Source organism: Pseudokineococcus lusitanus (assembly GCF_003751265.1).
Taxonomy (GTDB): domain Bacteria; phylum Actinomycetota; class Actinomycetes; order Actinomycetales; family Quadrisphaeraceae; genus Pseudokineococcus; species Pseudokineococcus lusitanus.
Map to the genome: position 1 here is coordinate 47,069 of NZ_RJKN01000001.1, position 15,374 is coordinate 62,442.

11 protein-coding genes are annotated in these 15,374 nt (G+C 76.4%); all 11 read left to right on the forward strand.

The window, feature by feature from the left end:
- Positions 1 to 69 precede the first annotated feature (69 nt).
- The 11 genes from uvrA (at position 70) to EDC03_RS00240 (ending at position 15,306) form a co-directional block, all read left to right on the forward strand.
- A complete protein-coding gene (gene uvrA, locus EDC03_RS00185) occupies positions 70 to 2,973 on the forward strand; it encodes an excinuclease ABC subunit UvrA (RefSeq protein ID WP_123378221.1) in 2,904 nt (967 codons plus the stop codon).
- Positions 2,974 to 3,286: 313 nt separating this feature from the next.
- The gene (locus tag EDC03_RS17415; RefSeq protein WP_158674150.1) at positions 3,287 to 5,554 is read left to right on the forward strand and encodes a bifunctional diguanylate cyclase/phosphodiesterase; all 2,268 of its coding nucleotides are present in this window, start codon (positions 3,287 to 3,289) and stop codon (positions 5,552 to 5,554) included.
- A gap of 30 nt (positions 5,555 to 5,584) precedes the next feature.
- Positions 5,585 to 7,768, forward strand: coding sequence for an excinuclease ABC subunit UvrC (uvrC, locus tag EDC03_RS00200; RefSeq protein WP_123378222.1), 2,184 nt, complete (start codon positions 5,585 to 5,587; stop codon positions 7,766 to 7,768).
- Between the two features lie 424 nt (positions 7,769 to 8,192).
- Complete coding sequence (gene rapZ, locus EDC03_RS00205; protein ID WP_422393776.1) at positions 8,193 to 9,041, forward strand: RNase adapter RapZ; 849 nt, start codon at positions 8,193 to 8,195, stop codon at positions 9,039 to 9,041.
- Between the two features lie 47 nt (positions 9,042 to 9,088).
- Entirely contained in the window at positions 9,089 to 10,087 is a 999-nt protein-coding gene (locus tag EDC03_RS00210; protein ID WP_123378698.1) for a gluconeogenesis factor YvcK family protein, read from the forward strand.
- A 95-nt stretch (positions 10,088 to 10,182) separates the two neighbouring features.
- Positions 10,183 to 11,163 (forward strand): DNA-binding protein WhiA, encoded by a 981-nt coding sequence (whiA, locus tag EDC03_RS00215; RefSeq protein WP_123378223.1) that lies wholly within the window; start codon positions 10,183 to 10,185, stop codon positions 11,161 to 11,163.
- A gap of 183 nt (positions 11,164 to 11,346) precedes the next feature.
- Complete coding sequence (gene gap / locus EDC03_RS00220; RefSeq protein ID WP_123378224.1) at positions 11,347 to 12,351, forward strand: type I glyceraldehyde-3-phosphate dehydrogenase; 1,005 nt, start codon at positions 11,347 to 11,349, stop codon at positions 12,349 to 12,351.
- Entirely contained in the window at positions 12,348 to 13,565 is a 1,218-nt protein-coding gene (locus EDC03_RS00225) for a phosphoglycerate kinase (protein WP_123378225.1), read from the forward strand. The genes gap and EDC03_RS00225 overlap by 4 nt, the downstream gene beginning before the upstream one ends.
- A gap of 33 nt (positions 13,566 to 13,598) precedes the next feature.
- Positions 13,599 to 14,372: a triose-phosphate isomerase gene (gene tpiA / locus EDC03_RS00230; RefSeq protein ID WP_199719879.1), complete on the forward strand. Its 774-nt coding sequence runs from the start codon at positions 13,599 to 13,601 to the stop codon at positions 14,370 to 14,372.
- Between the two features lie 249 nt (positions 14,373 to 14,621).
- Complete coding sequence (gene secG, locus EDC03_RS00235; RefSeq protein ID WP_123378699.1) at positions 14,622 to 14,873, forward strand: preprotein translocase subunit SecG; 252 nt, start codon at positions 14,622 to 14,624, stop codon at positions 14,871 to 14,873.
- An 82-nt stretch (positions 14,874 to 14,955) separates the two neighbouring features.
- Positions 14,956 to 15,306, forward strand: coding sequence for an RNA polymerase-binding protein RbpA (locus EDC03_RS00240; RefSeq protein ID WP_123378227.1), 351 nt, complete (start codon positions 14,956 to 14,958; stop codon positions 15,304 to 15,306).
- The last annotated feature ends 68 nt before the right edge of the window (positions 15,307 to 15,374 follow it).

The following is a 15,374-nucleotide window of genomic DNA, read 5'->3' on the forward strand; positions in this document are numbered from 1 at the left end:
CACGGGCGGCGGGGGCGGACGGCCCCCGCCGCGGTCGGCGCCGTCGGTCCCCGGACATACGATCGAGCCGTGCAGCCTGAGCTCATCGTCCGTGGCGCGCGCGAGCACAACCTGCGCGACGTGTCCCTCGACCTGCCGCGCGACGCGATGGTCGTCTTCACCGGCCTCTCGGGCTCGGGCAAGTCGTCGCTCGCGTTCGACACGATCTTCGCCGAGGGGCAGCGCCGGTACGTCGAGTCGCTCTCCGCCTACGCGCGCCAGTTCCTCGGGCAGATGGACAAGCCCGACGTCGACTTCATCGAGGGCCTGTCCCCGGCGGTGTCGATCGACCAGAAGTCGACGAGCCGCAACCCGCGCTCGACCGTCGGCACCATCACCGAGGTCTACGACTACCTGCGGCTGCTGTGGGCCCGCGCCGGCCAGCCGCACTGCCCGGTCTGCGGCGAGGCCATCGGCCGCCAGACGCCGCAGCAGGTCGTCGACCGTCTGCTCGAGATGCCCGAGGGCACCCGCTTCCTCGTCCTCGCGCCGGTCGTCCGCGGCCGCAAGGGCGAGTTCGTCGAGCTCTTCGCGGACCTGCAGACCAAGGGCTTCTCCCGCGCCCGGGTCGACGGCGAGGTGGTCTCCCTGGCCACGCCGCCGCAGCTCGACAAGAAGTTCAAGCACGACATCGAGGTCGTCGTCGACCGCCTCGTCGTCCGCGAGGGCGTGCAGCGCCGGCTGACCGACTCCGTCGAGACGGCCCTGGGGCTCGCCGAGGGGGTCCTGCTCGTGGACCTCGTCGACGCCGCGGAGGGCGAGCAGCGCGAGCGCCGCTTCTCCGAGAAGCTGGCGTGCCCCAACGAGCACCCGCTGCAGCTCGACGAGGTCGAGCCGCGCACCTTCTCCTTCAACGCCCCCTACGGCGCCTGCCCCGAGTGCTCCGGCATCGGCACCCGGCTCGAGGTCGACCCGGACCTGCTCGTGCCCGACGACGAGCTGACCCTCGCCGAGGGCGCCATCGCGCCGTGGGCCACCGCGGCGGGCTCGGCGGAGTACTTCCAGCGCGTCATGCGGGGCCTCGCCGACCAGCTCGGCTTCTCCATGGACGTCCCGTGGCGCGGCCTCCCCGAGCGCGCCCGCACGGCCCTGCTCGAGGGCCACGAGCACGAGGTGCACGTCCGCTACAAGAACCGCTTCGGCCGCGAGCGGGCGTACTCCACGGGCTTCGAGGGCGTCGTCCCCTTCGTCCGGCGCCGGCACGCCGAGACCGACTCGGACTGGTCGCGGGAGCGCTACGAGGGCTACATGCGGGAGACGCCCTGCCCCGTCTGCAAGGGGACGCGCCTGCGCCCCGAGGTCCTCGCCGTCACCGTCGGCGGACGGTCCATCGCCGAGGTCTGCGCGCTGCCGGTCGACGAGGCGGCGCAGTTCCTGCGCGAGCTCGAGCTGGGCGCGCGCGAGCGCCAGATCGCCGCGGCGGTGCTCAAGGAGATCAACGCCCGCCTCGGCTTCCTCCTCGACGTCGGGCTCGACTACCTCTCCCTCGACCGGGCGGCCGGGACGCTGTCCGGCGGCGAGGCGCAGCGCATCCGGCTCGCCACGCAGATCGGGTCGGGCCTCGTCGGCGTCCTCTACGTGCTCGACGAGCCGAGCATCGGGCTGCACCAGCGCGACAACCGCCGGCTCATCGACACGCTGACGCGGCTGCGCGACCTCGGCAACACCCTCATCGTCGTCGAGCACGACGAGGACACGATCCGGGCGAGCGACTGGGTCGTCGACGTCGGCCCCGGCGCGGGGGAGCACGGCGGGCACGTCGTCCACTCCGGCCCCGTCCAGGGGCTGCTCGACCACCCGACCTCGGTGACCGGCGCCTACCTGTCCGGGCGCCAGACCGTCCCGGTGCCCACCACGCGCCGCAAGCGCGACAAGGAGCGCCAGGTCGTCGTCAAGGGCGCCCGGCAGAACAACCTGCGGGGCGTCGACGTCGCCTTCCCGCTGGGCTGCTTCGTCGCCGTCACCGGCGTCTCTGGCTCGGGCAAGTCGACGCTCGTCAACGACATCCTCTACACCGTCCTCGCCAACAAGCTCAACGGCGCGCGTCGCGTCCCGGGCCGTCACCGCACGGTCACGGGGCTCGACCACCTCGACAAGGTCGTCCACGTCGACCAGAGCCCCATCGGCCGCACGCCCCGCTCGAACCCGGCCACGTACACGGGCGTGTGGGACCACGTGCGCAAGCTCTTCGCCACGACGACCGAGGCGAAGGTCCGCGGCTACCAGCCCGGCCGCTTCTCCTTCAACGTCAAGGGCGGCCGCTGCGAGAACTGCCAGGGCGACGGCACGATCAAGATCGAGATGAACTTCCTGCCGGACGTCTACGTGCCGTGCGAGGTGTGCCAGGGCGCCCGCTACAACCGCGAGACGCTCGAGGTGCACTTCAAGGGCAAGACCGTCGCGGACGTCCTCGACATGCCGATCTCCGAGGCGGTCGACTTCTTCGCGGCGGTGCCGGCCATCGCGCGGCACCTGCGGACGCTCGTCGACGTCGGCCTCGGCTACGTGCGGCTGGGGCAGAGCGCCCCGACGCTGTCGGGCGGCGAGGCCCAGCGCGTCAAGCTGGCCTCGGAGCTGCAGAAGCGGTCCTCCGGCCGGACGGTCTACGTCCTCGACGAGCCGACCACCGGCCTGCACTTCGAGGACGTCCGCAAGCTGCTCGGGGTCCTCCAGGGGCTCGTGGACAAGGGCAACACCGTCCTCGTCATCGAGCACAACCTCGACGTCGTCAAGAGCGCCGACTGGGTCGTCGACATGGGGCCCGAGGGCGGCGGCGGGGGCGGCAAGGTCGTGGCCGAGGGCACGCCCGAGCAGGTCGCGCGCGTGGCGGCCAGCCACACGGGCCGCTTCCTCGCCGCGTCGCTCGGGCTGCCGGCCGCGTCGACGGACGGCCCCGCGGCACCGCCGCGCCGGCGGGTGGCCACGCCCGCCTGACCCGACCGGGCCGCCCCGGACGGGGCCGTCCGGGGGACACCGGGCCCCCGCCGGGCCCGGGCCCCCGCCGGCCCGCCTCAAGCGGGGGAGGGGCCCGGCCGATCGGGGGAGGGTGACCACCGCCCCCGCCCCGAGCGCCTCCGGGCGCCCCGCGGCGTCGGCGTCGCCGCCGCGCCCCCGCACGCCCGCCGACGACGTCGGCGCGGCGCCCGCCGGACCGCCGTCCCCGACCGGCACGCCGTCCGGCCGCCGGCATCCCGGCGCCGCCGCCCGGCGCCCGCGCCGTCACGACGGCCGGGGCGCCCTGCTGCCCGTGGTCACCGGGTCCCTCGTGGGGCTCCTCTGCGCCGTCGCGGTCGTCGCCGTCGGCATGGCCGCCCCGGCGGCCGCACCCCTCACGGCCTCCTTCGTCGTCGCCGTCACCGGCCTCGTCGGCGCCGCCGTCGTCCTCGCCCGCCGCGGCCCCGTCCGCGGCCGCTCGGCCCGGCGCTGGTTCGCCGCCTCGGCCGCCGCCTGGTGCGGCGGCGAGCTCGTCAGCGCGTTCGTCGTCGTGCTCGCCACCGGGCCGCCGCCTCGGCCCAACCTCGGCGACGCCATCAGCATCTGCGCGGGGCCCCTCGCCCTCGTGGGCGTGCTCCGCCTGCCCCGTCCGGCGGGCCGGGTCGGCGCGCTCCGCACGCTCGGCGTCGACGCCGTCGTCCTCGCCCTCGGCGCCGCCGTGGCCGTCTGGATGGGCTTCTTCCCCTCCGGCGCCGGCGAGGCCCCCGGGCTCGTCGTCTTCTGCGTCCTCGTCGTCGTCCTCTACCTCGTCATCGGCTCCCTCATCGCGCAGGTCGCGATGGTCGGCCGCGACCTCGGCGTCGCCGTCCTCCTCGTCGGCCTCGCCGCCCTCGCGGTCGGCGACCTCGCCGTCACCCGCGAGCTGCTCGCCGGCGCGGCGCTGTGGTCCTGGCCGCTCGCCGCCACCCAGTGCCTCGCGTGGCCGGTGATCCTCGGCGGCGTCGACGCCATCGCCCGACGGCGTCCCCTCACCGCCCGCTCGGGGCGCACCGACGAGGGCGAGTCCTCCGCCACCGTCATGACGACGGCGGCCGTCTACGTCGCCTGGCTGGGCGCGCTCGCCGCGCTGCCCCGCAACGGCGGCGGGACCGTCGCCGTGGTCCTGGGCCTGCTCGCCGTCGGCTCCGCCGGCCTGCGCGAGGTGCTCCGGCTGCGCGCCCGGCTGCGGGCGGTGCGCCGCCTCGCCGAGGAGGCGCGCCACGACGCGCTCACCGGGCTCGGCAACGCCCGCGCGCTCACCGGCCGCCTCGCGGGCCTCCTCGACGATGGGTCGCCCGCCTCCGTGGTCCTCCTCGACGTCGACGACTTCGCCGCCCTCGACGAGCGCCTGGGGCGCACGGCGTCCGACGAGCTCCTCGTCCGCCTCGCCGCCACCCTGGCCGCCCGCTTCGGCGACGACCGGACGCACCGCCTCGGGGCGGACGACCTCGCCCTCCTCTGCCCGACCGGCCCCACCGAGGCCGAGGCGGTCGCGGAGGAGGCCCGTGCCCTCCTCGTCGCCGCGGCCGGGCCGGCGCTGCGGCTCACCGCCCGGGCCGGCGTCGCCGGCGTGGACGCCCTGCCCGCCGCCACCGCGGCCGTCGCGCCGACGACGGCCGCCCAGCTCCTCGCCGAGGCGACGACGGCCGTCACCGCGGCCGGCCGCGCCGGCGGCGACCGCACGGCCCTCTTCCGCGGCGAGGTCGCGGAGCGCGTGCGACGCCGCGCGCTCGTCGAGCACCGGCTGCGCCAGGCCGTCACCGCCGACGCGCTCTCCGTCGAGCTCCAGCCGCTCGTGCACCTCGCGGACGGCCGGCTCAAGGGCTTCGAGGTGCTCTCGCGCTGGACCGACGAGGTCCTCGGCCGCGTGGGCCCCGACGAGTTCGTGCCCGTCGCCGAGGCCGCCGGCCTCGTGCCCGCGGTCGGCCGGGCGGCGCTGCGCCGGGGGCTCGCGGCGCTCGTCGCGGCCGGCGGGCCCGCCCGCGGCCTGACGCTGTCGGTCAACGCCTCGCCGCTCGAGCTGCGCGACCCCGGCTACCCGGACGTCGTCCTCGCCGAGCTGGCGGCGGCCGGCGTGGCACCGGGCCTGCTCGTCGTCGAGGTCACCGAGGGCCTGCTCGTCACCGAGGACGACCCGGCGCTCGACGTGCTGCGCGCGCTGCGCGACGGCGGCTGCCGCGTGGCGCTCGACGACGTCGGCGCCGGCTACGCCTCGATGACCTACCTCGCCCGTCTCCCCGTCGACGTCGTCAAGGTCGACCGCTCCCTCGTCGCCGGCGTCGGGACGCCCCGCACCGGCCGCGTCCTCGAGGCCCTCGTCCAGCTCTCCTGCTCGCTCGGCCTCGTGGTCCTCGTCGAGGGCGTCGAGGAGGAGCACCAGGTGGCCCCGCTGCTCGCCACCGGCGCGACGCTGGGCCAGGGGTGGCTCTGGTCGCGCGCCCTGCCCGTGGACGAGCTGCCCGCGCTCGTCGCCGCGGACGCCGCGGCCCACCCCGGGCCCGCCCGCGCCGTCGGGGCCGTCGGGGCCGTCGGGGCCGTCTGAGCCGTCGCAGGGCCCGCCTAGGCTGAGGCGGTGGCAGACCCGTCGACCTACCGCCCCCGGCCGGGGGAGGTGCCCGACTCCCCGGGCGTCTACCGGTTCCGCGACGCCGCCGGCCGGGTCGTCTACGTCGGCAAGGCGCGCAGCCTGCGGCAGCGGCTCGCCTCCTACTTCCAGGACGTCGCCGGGCTCCACCCGCGGACGCAGACGATGGTCACGACCGCGGCCTCCGTCGAGTGGACGACCGTGGCCACCGAGGTCGAGGCGCTGCAGCTCGAGTACGCCTGGATCAAGGAGTTCGACCCGCGGTTCAACGTCAAGTACCGCGACGACAAGTCCTACCCCTACCTCGCCGTGACGATGGGGGAGAAGTACCCCCGCGTCCAGGTCCTGCGCGGCGCCAAGCGCCCCGGCACCCGCTACTTCGGGCCGTACACGCACGCGTGGGCCATCCGCGAGACCGTCGACCTCCTCCTGCGGGTCTTCCCCATCCGGAGCTGCTCGGCCGGCGTCCTCAAGCGCGCCGCGCAGGTCGGGCGGCCGTGCCTGCTGGGCTACATCGGCAAGTGCTCGGCCCCCTGCGTCGGCAAGATCAGCGAGGAGGACCACCGCGCGCTCGCCGAGGACCTCGCCGACTTCATGGCGGGAAGCACCCAGAAGTTCGTCCGTCGCCTCGAGGACGAGATGAGGGCGGCGTCGGCCGACCTCGACTTCGAGCGGGCGGCCCGCCGCCGCGACGACCTCGGCGCGCTGCGCCGGGCGCTCGAGAAGAGCGCCGTCGTCCTCCCCGACGCCACCGACGCCGACGTCTTCGCCCTCGCCGAGGACGAGCTGCAGGCCGCGGTGCAGGTCTTCCACGTCCGCGGCGGGCGCGTGCGCGGCCAGCGGGGCTGGGTCGTCGAGAAGGTCGAGGACGTCACGACGGCGGACCTCGTCGAGCACCTCCTGCAGCAGGTGTACGGCGAGCAGGGCGGCGAGGGCGGGGCGCCCGCCCCCGCCGAGGCGGTCGGCGGCGGCGGCGTGCGCGGCGACCGGGCCGAGCTCGCCGAGCGGGCCGCCCGGGCCCGGCGCTCGGCGCCCGGGGCGGTGCCGCGTGAGGTGCTCGTCCCCGTGCAGCCCACCGACGCCGAGGGCGTGACGACCTGGCTGTCCGGCCTGCGCGGCGCGGCCGTCGACGTCCGCGTGCCCCAGCGGGGCGACAAGCGCGCCCTCATGGAGACGGTGGCCAAGAACGCCTCGCAGGCGCTCGCGCTGCACAAGACGCGCCGGGGCGGCGACCTCACGACCCGCAGCCTCGCGCTCGCCGAGCTGCAGGACGCCCTCGGCCTCGACGAGGCCCCGCTGAGGATCGAGTGCTACGACGTCTCCAACCTCCAGGGCACGGAGGTCGTCGCGTCGATGGTCGTCTTCGAGGACGGCCTGCCGCGCAAGGGCGAGTACCGGCGCTTCGCCGTGCGCGGCGAGTCGGTGCGGGCCGGCGACGCGCAGGACGACACCGCCGCGATGCACGAGGTGATGGTGCGGCGGTTCCGTCGGCACCTGGAGGCGGCGCGGGGAGCGGCGGACGACGGCGTCGCCGTCACCGGCCGTTCCGGCGCCGACGTGCCCGCGGACCCCGACGACCCCGCGGGCGAGGACGACGCCGTCGGGCAGCCCGTCGACCCCCGCACCGGCCGGCCGCGCCGCTTCGCCTACCCGCCCCAGCTCGTCGTCGTCGACGGCGGTCCGCCGCAGGTCGCCGCGGCCGCGCGGGCGCTGGAGGAGCTGGGCGTCTCGGACGTCGCGCTGTGCGGCCTCGCCAAGCGCCTCGAGGAGGTGTGGTTGCCGGGGGAGGAGTTCCCCGTCGTCCTGCCGCGGCAGAGCGAGGGGCTCTACCTCCTCCAGCGCGTCCGCGACGAGGCCCACCGCTTCGCCATCACCTACCACCGGCAGCGCCGGAGCTCGTCGATGACCCGGAGCGCGCTCGACGACGTCCCCGGGCTCGGCCCGGCCCGCCGGCAGGCCCTGCTCAAGCGCTTCGGCTCGCTCAAGCGGCTGCGGGCGGCGACCGTCGACGAGGTGTGCGAGGTCCCGGGCGTCGGCCCGGCGACGGCGCGGGCCGTGCTCGACGCCCTCGCCCCGGCCGCGGCCACCGCCGGGCGGACGGGCGAGGCGTCGACGACCGACGAGGGCCTGCGGGTCAACACCGCGACGGGCGAGCTGCTCGACGACGAGTGAGCCGCGCGGGCTGCGCCGGACGACGGACGGGCGCCCCGGCGGCGCGGGCGCCGTCGACGGGCGGGCCCGGCGCTGCGAGGATCAGCCCGTGGCGCACCCGGACGGACCCGACACCACCGACGGGCGGTCGCGGCGCGACCGCGGCAACCTCGAGGAGACCGGCGAGATCCCCGTGCTCGTGCCCGGCCGGGCCGGCGAGCCGGGCCGGTCCACGGCGCCGCCGGACGACGACGAGCCCCCCGGCTGGTCGACCGGCCCGGCGGGCCCCGCGGCCGCCCTCCCCGACCAGGTGCCCGTGCCGGCGGGCGGCGACGCCCCCGAGGGCATCTCCGTGACCGGGCCCCTGCCCTCCCGCCCGCCCGCCGCCGAGGACGGCGGCCCCGCCGACGCCCCCGAGGACGGGGCCACCGGCCGCGGCACCGAGGTGCTCGTCATCACCGGCATGTCCGGCGCCGGCCGGTCCACCGTGGCGGACCGGCTCGAGGACGTCGGCTGGTACGTCGTCGACAACCTCCCGCCGCAGATGCTCTCCGCGCTGGCCGGGGTCGCCTCGCGGGCGCGGCGGGCGCTCCCGCGCGTCGCCGTCGTCCTCGACGTGCGCGGCCAGGAGTTCTTCCCCGAGGTCCAGACCGCCCTCGGCGAGCTGCGCGAGCAGGGCGTCGTCGTCCGGGTGCTCTTCCTCGACGCGAGCGACGAGGCCCTCGTCCGCCGTTTCGAGTCGGTCCGCCGCCCCCACCCGCTGCAGGCGGACGGCCGCATCCTCGACGGCATCCGGCGGGAGCGGGAGCTCGTCGCGGCGCTGCGCGGCGGCGCCGACCTCCTCGTCGACACGAGCGACCTCAACGTCCACCAGCTCGGCGCCCGCGTCACCGACTCCTTCGGCGAGGAGGGCCGGCCGCGGCTGCGCCTCACGGTCATGTCCTTCGGCTTCAAGTACGGCATCCCCGTCGACGCCGACCACGTCGTCGACGTCCGCTTCCTGCCCAACCCGTACTGGGACCCGGCGCTGCGGGGGCACACCGGCCAGGAGCCGGTCGTCCGCGACTTCGTCCTCCAGCAGGACGGCGCGCTCGAGTGGCTCGACCGTTACGCCGCCGCCCTCGAGCCGGTCGTCGCCGGGTACCGCCGCGAGCACCGCGGCTTCGCCACCGTCGCCGTCGGGTGCACCGGCGGCAAGCACCGCTCCGTCGCGCTGAGCGAGCAGCTGGCGCGCCGGCTGCGGGGCGACGACGTGGCCGCCCGCGTCGTCCACCGCGACCTGGGGCGCGAGTGACCGCGGGCCCCCCGACCGGCGCCCTCCACCTGCCGTCCCTCGGCGCCCTGCCCGTCCCCACGGGCGCGGCCGCCGTGCCCCCGCCCCCGTCGGTCGTGGCGCTCGGCGGCGGCCACGGCCTGTCGGCGTCCCTGCAGGCGCTGCGGCACCTCACCGACCGCCTCACCGCCGTCGTCACCGTCGCCGACGACGGCGGCTCGAGCGGGCGCCTGCGCGAGGAGCTCGGCGTGCTGCCGCCCGGCGACCTGCGGATGGCCCTCGCCGCGCTCTGCGACGACGCCGACTGGGGCCGCACGTGGCGCGACGTCGTCCAGCACCGCTTCGGCAGCGACGGCGACCTGCGCGGCCACGCCGTCGGCAACCTCCTCATCGTCGCGCTGTGGGAGCTGCTCGACGACGTCGTCGGCGGCCTCGACTGGGTGGCGCACCTGCTGGGGGCGCGCGGCCGCGTGCTGCCCATGTCCCTCGTGCCCCTCGTCGTCGAGGGCGACGTCACCCCGCCCGGCGGGGGACCCGCGCACGTGGTCCGCGGGCAGGTCGCGCTGGCGACGGCGGACGGCCGGATCGACGAGGTCCGCCTCGACCCGGCGGAGCCCCCGGCGTGCCCGGAGGCGGTGGAGGCCGTGCTCGAGGCCGACTGGGTCGTCATGGGGCCGGGCTCGTGGTTCACGAGCGTCATGCCGCACCTGCGGGTGCCGGCGCTGGCCCGCGCCCTCGTCGAGACCCGGGCCCGGCGCTGCGTCGTCCTCAACCTGACGTCCTCGCAGGCGGAGACGGCCGGGCTGTCGGCCGCCGAGCACCTCCACGCCCTCGCCCGGCACGCCCCGGACCTCCGCGTCGACGCCGTCGTGGCCGACCCCCGCGTCATGGGGGACGGGTCGGCGCTGACGACCACCTGCGACGACCTGGGCGCCCAGCTCGTCCTGCGGCGGGTGGCGCGCTCGCGACGCTCGGCCGAGCACGACCCCCTGCGCCTGGCGGCCGCCTTCCGCGACGCGTTCGAGGGGCGCGACGAGGGGGCGGCGGTCGCCACCCCGCGGGCCTGACCCGCGCCCGCCGGACGGCGTGCGCCGCCCGGCGGGCCCCGGCGACCTCGCCCCGGCGGCACCGGGCACGGGCGCGCCGGTGCGAGGATGGGGGCATGGCCCTGACGGCGCAGGTGAAGGACGAGCTCAGCCGCCTCCCGGTCACGAGGACGTGCGACCGCCGCGCCGAGACGTCCGCCGTGCTCCGGTTCGCGGGCGGGCTCCACATCGTCTCGGGGCACGTCGTCGTCGAGGCGGAGCTGGACACCGGCGCCGCCGCCCGGCGGCTGCGCAAGGACGTCACCGAGGTCTTCGGCGCGGCCTGCGACGTCGTGGTCCTCCAGCCGAGCGGCCTGCGCCGCGGCACCCGCTACGTGGTCCGCGTCGTCAAGGACGGCGAGTCGCTCGCCCGCCAGACCGGCCTCCTCGACGGCCGCGGCCGCCCCGTGCGCGGGCTGCCGCCGCAGGTCGTCGGGGGCGGCGCGTGCTGCGCCGAGGCAGCCTGGCGCGGGGCCTTCCTCGCCCACGGCTCGCTCACCGAGCCCGGCCGCAGCTCCGCCATGGAGATCACCTGCCCGGGCCCGGAGGCCGCGCTCGCCCTCGTCGGCAGCGCCCGCCGCCTCGGCGTCGCCGCCAAGGCGCGCGAGGTCCGCGGGGTGGACCGGGTCGTCGTCCGCGACGGCGACGCCATCGGCGCCCTCCTCACCCGGCTCGGCGCGCACGACGCCGTCATGGTCTGGGAGGAGCGCCGCATGCGGCGCGAGGTGCGGGCCACGGCCAACCGCCTCGCCAACTTCGACGACGCCAACCTGCGCCGCTCCGCCCGCGCGGCCGTGGCGGCCGGCGCGCGCGTCGAGCGGGCGCTGGAGATCCTCGGCGACGACGTCCCGGACCACCTCCTCGTCGCCGGGCGGCTGCGGGTCGAGCACCGCCAGGCCTCGCTCGAGGAGCTGGGCGCCATGGCCGAGCCGGTCATGACGAAGGACGCGGTCGCCGGCCGGATCCGTCGGCTGCTCGCCATGGCCGACCGCCGCGCGGTCGAGCTCGGCGTCCCCGGCACGGAGGCCAACCTCACGCCGGACATGCTCGACGCCTGACGGCACCGCACCGACAGAGCCTGTGGCCCAGATCACAAACGGCGGCGGGTCGGCCAGCGGACGACGGGGCCGATGTCCTAGGCTCGGGGCTGCGAAGGAGCCGACCCCGGCCACCCGGCCGGGGGACGACGCCGACGGCCCGCCGCTCGCGGGCCCCCTCCGACCCCCCAGGGAGACCCTGTCGTGACGATCCGCGTGGGCATCAACGGCTTCGGCCGCATCGGCCGCAACTTCTTCCGGGCCGCCGCGGCCTCGGGCGCCGACATCGAGGTCGTCGGCCTCAACGACCTCGGCGACAACGCCGTGCTGGCGCACCTGCTCAAGTACGACTCGATCCTCGGCGTCCTGCCGGGCGAGGTCACCGCCGACGCCGACGGCATCACCGTCGACGGCAAGCACATCCGCGTCATGTCGGAGCGCGACCCCAAGGACCTCTCCTGGGGCGAGCTCGGCGCGGACGTCGTCGTCGAGTCCACCGGCTTCTTCACCAAGGCCTCCGCCGCCCGCGCCCACGTCGACGCCGGCGCGAAGAAGGTCATCATCTCGGCGCCCGCCACCGACGAGGACGTCACCGTCGTCATGGGCGTCAACCACGACGAGTACGACGCGGCGAAGCACACGATCATCTCGAACGCGTCCTGCACGACGAACTGCCTCGCGCCGATGGCCAAGGCCATCCACGACGCGTTCGAGATCAAGCAGGGCCTCATGACGACGATCCACGCGTACACGGCCGACCAGAACCTCCAGGACGGGCCGCACAAGGACCTGCGCCGCGCCCGCGCGGCCGCCCTCAACATCGTCCCCACGTCGACCGGTGCGGCGAAGGCCATCGGCCTCGTCCTCCCGGAGCTCAAGGGCAAGCTCGACGGCTACGCGCTCCGCGTCCCGGTCCCCACGGGCTCGGCGACGGACCTCACCGTCACGGTGGGCCGCGAGACCTCGGTCGACGAGGTCAACGCCGCCGTCAAGGCCGCCGCCGAGGGCGCCCTCGGCCCGTACCTGCGCTACAGCACCGCGCCGATCGTCTCCTCCGACATCACCCAGGACCCGGCGTCGTGCATCTTCGACGCGCCGCTCACCAAGGTGATCGGCGACCAGGTCAAGGTCGTCGGCTGGTACGACAACGAGTGGGGCTACTCCAACCGCCTCGTGGACCTCGTCGGTCTCGTCGGCGCCGACCTGTGAGGACGGTCGACGAGCTCGCCGCGGAGGTCGACGGCCTCCGCGGCAAGCGCGTCCTCGTCCGCAGCGACCTCAACGTCCCCCTCGCCGAGCGCGACGGGGGCCGCGAGATCACCGACGACGGCCGCATCCGGGCCTCGCTGCCCACCTGGCAGCGGCTGCTCGACGAGGGCGCGCGCGTCGTCGTGTGCGCCCACCTCGGCCGTCCGAAGGGCGCGCCGGAGGAGCGGTACTCGCTGGCACCGGTCGCCGAGCGGGTCCGCGAGCTGCTCCCCGGGGTCACGGTCCGCTTCGCCACCGACACGGTGGGGGAGTCCGCGCAGGAGCAGGCGGCCGCCCTGGCCGACGGCGAGCTGCTGCTGCTCGAGAACCTCCGGTTCGAGCCGGGCGAGACGAGCAAGGACGACGACGAGCGCGGCCGCTTCGCCCGTGACCTCGCCGACCTCGCCAGCGCCTACGTCGGCGACGGCTTCGGCGCGGTCCACCGGAAGCACGCGTCGGTCTACGACGTGCCGCGGCACCTGCCGTCGGCCGCCGGCGGCCTCGTGCTCGCGGAGGTCGAGGTGCTGCGGCGCCTGACGCAGGACCCGGCGCGGCCCTACGTCGTCGTCCTCGGCGGCTCCAAGGTCTCCGACAAGCTCGGCGTCATCGACGCCCTGCTCGGGACGGCGGATCGCATCCTCGTGGGCGGCGGCATGGTCTTCACCTTCCTCGCGGCGCAGGGCCACGACGTCGGCACGAGCCTCCTCGAGGCCGACCAGCTCGACACCGTCCGCGGGTACCTCGCGACGGCCGCCGAGCGCGGCGTCGACGTCGTCCTCCCGACCGACGTCGTCGCGGCCACCGCCTTCTCGGCCGACGCCGAGCACGGCGTCGTCGCCGCGGACGCCATCCCCGCCGACCGCATGGGCCTCGACATCGGCCCGGAGTCGGCGACCGCCTTCGCCGCGGCGCTGGCCGACGCGGGCACCGTCTTCTGGAACGGCCCGATGGGCGTGTTCGAGATGGCGCCGTACGCGGCGGGCACGCGGGCCGTGGCCGAGGCGCTGGCCGGGTCCTCGGCGTTCTCCGTCGTCGGCGGCGGCGACTCGGCGGCCGCGGTGCGGTCGCTCGGGCTCTCCGAGGACGACTTCGGGCACATCTCGACGGGCGGGGGAGCGAGCCTGGAGTACCTCCAGGGCGACGAGCTCCCCGGCCTCCAGGCACTGGAGGGCTGACGCGTGGCCACCACCACGAGCAGGACCCCGCTCATGGCGGGCAACTGGAAGATGAACCTCGACCACCTGCAGGCGGCCTCGACGCTGCAGAAGCTGGCGTGGACGCTCCAGGACGCGAAGCACGACGCCGCGGCCGTCGAGGTCGTCGTCCTGCCGCCGTTCACCGACCTGCGGACGGTGCAGACGCTCGTCGACGGCGACCGCCTCGAGCTGCGGTACGGCGCCCAGGACCTCTCCCCGCACGACAGCGGCGCCTACACGGGCGACGTGTCCGGGGCGATGCTCGCGCGGCTCGGGTGCTCCTACGTGGTCGTCGGCCACAGCGAGCGGCGCGACGGCCACGGGGAGACCGACGAGGTCGTGGCGGCGAAGGCCGCGGCGGCGCTGCGGCACGGCATCACGCCCGTCGTCTGCGTCGGCGAGGGCCTCGACGTCCGCCAGGCCGGCCGTCAGGTCGAGCACGTGCTCGCGCAGGTGGACGGGTCGCTCGCCGGCCTCGACGCCGACGCGGTCGCGGGCCTCGTCGTCGCCTACGAGCCCGTCTGGGCCATCGGCACGGGCGAGGTGGCGACCCCGGCGGACGCGCAGGAGGTGTGCGGCGCGATCCGTGCCCGCCTGCGCGAGACGCACGGCGACGCCGCGGCGGACGGCGTCCGCGTCCTCTACGGCGGCTCGGTGAAGCCGTCCAACGTCGCGGCCGTCATGGCCGAGGAGGACGTCGACGGCGCCCTCGTCGGCGGCGCGAGCCTCGACCCGGCGGACTTCGCCGCCATCGCGCGCTACCAGCACCACCACGGCGGCAGCTGACCGCCCGACGGACGGCCCTCCCGGGCGGCGCAGCGCCGTCGGGGAGGGCCGTCCGTCTGCCGGGACCCCCTCCGGGTGGCACCGGCCGGCCTCCGTCGGCCCGGTCTGCCCCCCGTGGGTGGCTCGTCCCTTACCCTGTGCAGGCGTCGTCCGCCACGCGGACCCCCGGCCGTCCCGGCACCCCGCCGACCGGCCCGACGCCCAGGTCGTCCGAACGTCCCCGAGATCCACCGAGGAGCCCGTCCCGTGATCGACGTCCTGAGGATCCTGCTCCTGGTCCTCCTCGGCATCACCGGCCTGTTCCAGGTGCTCCTGGTCCTGCTCCACAAGGGCAAGGGCGGTGGCCTCTCGGACATGTTCGGCGGCGGCATGTCCGCCAGCGTGGGCAGCTCCGGCGTGGCCGAGCGGAACCTCAACCGCCTCACGGTGGCCATGGCCCTCCTGTGGGCCGCCGTCGTGGTGCTGCTCGGCCTCGTCGAGCGCTTCGACCCGAGCATCTGATCCCCGCCGGCCCCGCGCCGGCACCCACCCGCACGCAGATCGAGCGGCGGCCGCCCCGGCGGCGCGTCGAGGAGGAGGACCCGTGGCAGGAGGCAACGCCATCCGCGGCAGCCGTGTCGGCGCCGGCCCGATGGGCGAGGCGGAGCGGGGCGACAGCGCCCCCCGTGTCGTCGTGCAGTACTGGTGCGCCAACGGCCACGAGACCCGCCCGAGCTTCGCGCAGGACTCCGGCAGCCCCGTCCCCGAGACCTGGGACTGCCCGCGCTGCGGCTTCCCGGCCGGCCAGGACCAGGCGAACCCGCCGCAGCCGCTGCGCAACGAGCCCTACAAGACGCACCTCGCGTACGTGAAGGAGCGTCGCAACGACGCCGACGGCGCCGTCATCCTCGAGGAGGCGCTCGCCTCCCTGCGCGCCCGGCGGCTCGTGCCCTGAGGCCCCGCCGGGAGCCCCGGCAGACGCCACGGGCCGGCAGCGACGTCGTCGCTGCCGGCCCGTCGTCG

Coding starts and splice junctions, on each gene's coding strand:
- whiA (WP_123378223.1), top strand. CDS start 10,183: ATGGCCCTGACGGCGCAGGTGAAGGACGAGCTCAGCCGCCTCCCGGTC.
- tpiA (WP_199719879.1), top strand. CDS start 13,599: ATGGCGGGCAACTGGAAGATGAACCTCGACCACCTGCAGGCGGCCTCG.